At 69.9% G+C, this 4,543-nt stretch carries 4 protein-coding genes and 1 pseudogene; 4 read left to right on the top strand and 1 reads right to left on the bottom strand.

Going from position 1 to position 4,543, the window contains the following annotated elements; translation table 11 throughout:
• Positions 1–1,256 precede the first annotated feature (1,256 nt).
• The 4 genes and pseudogenes from RIF68_RS28240 to RIF68_RS28225 all read left to right on the top strand — a co-directional run.
• Positions 1,257–1,448, top strand: coding sequence for a hypothetical protein (locus tag RIF68_RS28240; protein WP_309054127.1), 192 nt, complete (start codon positions 1,257–1,259; stop codon positions 1,446–1,448).
• A 5-nt stretch (positions 1,449–1,453) separates the two neighbouring features.
• Complete coding sequence (locus RIF68_RS28235; RefSeq protein ID WP_309054126.1) at positions 1,454–2,095, top strand: hypothetical protein; 642 nt, start codon at positions 1,454–1,456, stop codon at positions 2,093–2,095.
• Positions 2,096–2,257: 162 nt separating this feature from the next.
• Positions 2,258–2,530 (top strand): hypothetical protein, encoded by a 273-nt coding sequence (locus RIF68_RS28230; protein ID WP_375165749.1) that lies wholly within the window; start codon positions 2,258–2,260, stop codon positions 2,528–2,530.
• Positions 2,531–2,768: 238 nt separating this feature from the next.
• Positions 2,769–3,131 (top strand): annotated as a pseudogene (locus RIF68_RS28225) (transposase); the annotation flags it as partial.
• A 153-nt stretch (positions 3,132–3,284) separates the two neighbouring features.
• Here the strand turns inward: RIF68_RS28225 and RIF68_RS28220 are convergent.
• Positions 3,285–4,543 (bottom strand): xanthine dehydrogenase family protein molybdopterin-binding subunit (locus RIF68_RS28220; RefSeq protein ID WP_309054125.1); only part of this gene is annotated, 1,259 nt, incomplete at its 5' end.

Below are 4,543 nucleotides of genomic sequence, written 5' to 3'. Positions count from 1 at the left end.
CTCCTGCGCCTGGCGGTGGTCGCGGTGTTCGGCCTCAGGGATGCGGCGCAGGATCGTGTTGCAGCTGACGCCGGCCTCACGGGCGAGAGCCGTCGCGGACTCCCCGGCCCGGTACCGCGCGAGGAGCTCCTTGTCCGGAATCACCAGCGCCTTCCGGCGGCTGGCCACCCTCTGCTTCGGGTCCGGCGCCGGACGACTCGGCCGGACTTCGGCCTTCGGGCCGGGCTGACGCCGCTCGGGGGCAGGAATCCTGGCCCGGATGGTCCAGGAAGACACTCCGAACTCGCGGGCGAGCGGAGAAGCTCTCCCCCGCCCCATACCGCCGGCGGATCTCCCCATCGGGAAGCACCCGGCGGCCTCCGGACCGCCCGGTCGAGCCACCGGTGCGGATCAGGCCGTCGGGGATCCTCCGGCGGATCGTGGAGGGGTGCACGCCGTAGAGCCGACCGAGCGGCAGCCGCCGCATCCCGCCGCTCCCCCACCGGTAGATGACGTCGCACCGTCGACGTCGACACTCCGAACTCCCGCGCGATCGTCGCCATACTCGCGCCCGCCCGATACCGGCTCCGGATCAGCCCCGGAAGCCCCTCCGTATCCCTCACCGCTCCTCCTCCCCGAAGACCAACGACACCTGCGGGACGGAGGGTGCGCGACTCCGCGAAGATTCGTGGCGCGTGAAGAGCGCATCCTCCCTGGCCAACAGCCCTGTGTATCTGGTTGATGAGACTCCGAAGCATGGCATGGGTTCGCTGAGCAGGACGAGGACGCGGCTGCGGCGGTGGTGGAGCATCTCCCCGGGCCATGGACGACGGCAACGCGCTCCCATTCGCCCCCCCTGCACAGTGCTGACCAGGCTGCACGAGGCCGGAGGGATTCGGCAATGGGCGCGTTTCGCCTGCACCCGCCTGAGCACAGACGGGTGCACCCCGACAATCGATGGCCGAAATCATCCGCTCGACGTCAATTCGGTGAGACGGGCAGCCACCGAAATGCCACGGTGACAGCCATGAAGAAGATCGCAACGCTCGCCGGAGTAGCCCTCGGGACAGCATCTCTTTTGGTCGGTCCCGCCACTTCCGCGCATGCCGCCCCCTACTGGAACAAGAGCGAGAAGTATGAGCAGAGGGACTGGGACGGCAGGGTTGTACCTACGCGCTTCGGTAATGGGGAACTCGGCTGGAACCACTTCTCCGGCAAACACAACATCAAGAAGTGCAAGGTGGTCAACGGGCCCCTCAACGGAAAAGCCCGACAAGGTGAGCGGTACTCGCCTGGAGTACTGGGGCTACGCAATCAACGGCGGACGCCAGGTAAAGATCATCGTCATCGCGCAGTACGCACAGAAGACCGCGGACGGTCGGTACGATGCCGGGAGAGGTCAGAAGATCGGCGTCATCACCGCCTACTGCAAGGGCATGAACAAGTGCCCCGACTGGGTCAACGAGTGACATCCATGCACGAAGAAGAGATCGCGGAACAGCAGGCGGACATCACCCGCCTGCTGTTCCATCACATCCAGGCACCCCTCACCGGCGGCCAGTACATCCGGGGCGTCCTACCGGCCCCCACGGCTGCCGAAGCCGTCCGCATCGCCACCGGCCCCGAGAACGCCTACGCCCCAGACGACCTGGTGGCCTACGAGATCCCCCTCCACGCGGACGACCACGTCGTCACCGCTCACGACATCACCGGCATCCTCCGCGCCCTCCACGCCGGCACCCACGTCTACCCGAGCAACCGCGTCGGCACGGTGATGGGCATGACCCTTGTCCGCGTGGATGCCGCCACCGCCGAAGTGGCGGACCCCACCCCGGACGACAACGCTCTGACCATCCTGCGTTCCCTGGCCCACCCCTTCACCGAGGACCAGCCGGACCCGCGTCTGCGCGGGTTCCTCTTCCTGGGGCAGAACCGGCTCCGTCTGTACCTCGACACGGAGGACGCCTCCGGGGTGATCGCGGCAGACGTACAACTGTCCGGTGCGGTCACGGCCCTCCTCGCGGCCCTGCCATCCCTGATCACCGAAGCGGAACGCATGACGGAGGACGCGACCGACCCGCACTGCGCGCGGGTGGTGGACCTCACCGAATGGTGAGGACACAGAAGCTTTCACACCGACACGCTTGAAGACCCGCGAGGGCTCAACCGGGAGTGGCCGTGACCCGACCCCCTCGCGGTCGGGCGCCGGCGCGTGCTTTGCCCGGACGAGCAACACGTTGTCCCCCGAGACCGCATCGCGTCGGTTTCGGCGGCCGAGATGGGCGGCAGCTCAGCTCGCCGCAGGGCCGCCCGGTATCACTTCTCCCTCAGCGCCGCCGCTCCGGAGGATGCAGACCGTCCGGACGACTGGCACACAGCCGCCCAGCGCAACCTCTCCAACCGCATGATCGGACAGCTCTACCACTGCCTCCAGCGCGGACAGCGCTTCGACGAGTCAGCCGCCTTCCCGGTGGAGATCGAGGACGCAGCGCAGGCCCGCACAGTCCCGGCCCCGGAAAAGGCCAGGAGGACCTACGGCTCGGGTGGCTAGGCCCCCGAGGCATGAGCAGCAACCAGCCATCCGTCTCGGACCGCTTCGTCGGCGATCTCCGGGAACTCGGTCACGCCCGGCCTGACGGGCCCTCGCTTCATGCTGCCGTACGTGACGAAGGAGACCAGGACGAGCAGTCCCTCGCGCGCTACCTGCGAGAAGGGGCGGTCCTCGCTGCCACCACGACTAAGGTCTGTCCCGCAAAGATCTCGGCTCCGAGTGCGGAGCAGCCTGCAGAGTCGACACCGACACCCGCCTGGTCGTGGTCGGCCGGCCACTCGCCGGGAACCGCAACGACTGCAAGGCGTGGGAGGAATCCGGCGTCAAGGCCGCCGTCGGCAAGACCCTCACGATCGCCGACGGCGGCTATCCAGGCACTGGACTCGTCATCCCCCACCGCCGACAGCGAGGCCGGAGCCAGCTCCCGGACTGGAAGGAGGAGCACAACAAGTCCCACAAGCAGGTCCGGGCCCGGGTCGAGCACGTCTTCGCCCGCATGAAGACCTGGAAGATCCTCCGCGACTGCCGCCTCAAGGGCGACGGTGTCCACCACGCCATGCCCGGCATCGCCCGGATGCACAACCTCGCCCTCACCGGATAGGTCGTAGGCAGCAGGGTGGCCGGCCCGCTTGCACGAGGCGACTCTAAGATCATTACGGGACAACCCTTAGCCCGCACCGGTCACCGCGGACGACGCGGGCACCACCCCTGACCTGGCCATCGGTCACGGCAAACACCGTCGCTGTGCCAAGGGCTACCGGAGAGCGGGCAGTACCCGGTCCGGGGTGAGCGGCAGCTCGCGGAAGCGGACGCCGGTGGCGTGGTGCACGGCGTTGCCGATGGCGGCCGGGGTGCCGACGATGCCGATCTCCCCGATGCCCTTGCTGCCCATGGGGTTGAGGTGGGGGTCGTCCTCGTCGACCCAGTGCGCGTCGACCTCCGGCACGTCGGCGTGGCTCGGTACGTGGTAGGAGGCCAGGTCCCGTTCGGCGAAGCCCCCGAAGGCCGGGTCCGCCGTGCTGTGCTCGGTGAGGGCCATGCCCAGTCCCATGACCATGCCGCCGATGAACTGGGAACGGGCGGTACGCGGGTTGAGGATCCGCCCGGCGGCGTAGACCCCGAGGAGCCGCCGCACCCGCACCTCCCCGGTGCCGGTGTCGACCTGCACCTCCGCGAAGTGGGCGCCGAAGGCGTGACGGGCGAACGGCGGGGTCCGCCCGGCCTCCTCGGTGGTGTCGGCGGAGGCGGTGACGCCCTCGGCGGGCAGGGGGCCGGTGTGCCGGGCCAGCCTCTCGGCGAGGTGGGTGCAGGCCTGGTGCACGGCCCAGCCCCAGGAGGCGGTGCCGGACGAACCGCCGGCGAGCGGGGCGCGGGGCAGACGGGTGCTGCCGATGCCGATCGTCACCGAGCCGACGGCGACACCGAGGGTGTCGGCGGCGATCTGGGCGAGGACGGTCCGGGCACCGGTGCCGATGTCGGTGGCGTTGACGCGGATGTCGTAGCCGCCGTCGCGGAGGGCGGTGGCGGTGGCGGTGGACGGGGAGACGAGCACCGGGTAGGTGGCCGCGGCGACCCCCGTACCGGTGAGCCATCTGCCCTCACGGCGGGCGGCGGGACGCGGGTCGCGGTCGGCCCAGCCGAACCGGCGGGCGCCCTCGCGGAGACAGGCGACGAGGTTGCGGCTGCTGAAGGGCAGACCGCTGTCGGGTTCGGTGGCGGGCTCGTTGCGCACCCGCAGCTCGACCGGGTCCATGCCCAGGGCCTCGGCCAGCTCGTCCATCGCCGACTCCAGCGCGTACATGCCGGGCGCCTCGCCCGGGGCGCGCATCCAGGAGGGGGTGGGGACGTCCAGGGGCACGACGTGGTGGTCGGTGAGGCCGTGCGGTGACGCGTACATCACCCGGGCGGGCACGCCGGCCTGCTCGACGAACTCCTTGACGCGGGAGGTGTGGGTGGTGACCTCGTGGCCGACGCCGAGGAGGGTGCCGTCGTGTCCGGCGGCGAGCCGGACCC

The organism is Streptomyces sp. (assembly GCF_031178505.1).
Taxonomy (GTDB): domain Bacteria; phylum Actinomycetota; class Actinomycetes; order Streptomycetales; family Streptomycetaceae; genus Streptomyces; species Streptomyces gulbargensis.
Note: the sequence above shows the minus strand (reverse complement) of the source record. Positions and strands in the feature narration are given on the sequence as shown.

Coding starts and splice junctions, on each gene's coding strand:
- RIF68_RS28235 (WP_309054126.1), top strand. CDS start 1,454: ATGCACGAAGAAGAGATCGCGGAACAGCAGGCGGACATCACCCGCCTG.
- RIF68_RS28230 (WP_375165749.1), top strand. CDS start 2,258: ATGGGCGGCAGCTCAGCTCGCCGCAGGGCCGCCCGGTATCACTTCTCC.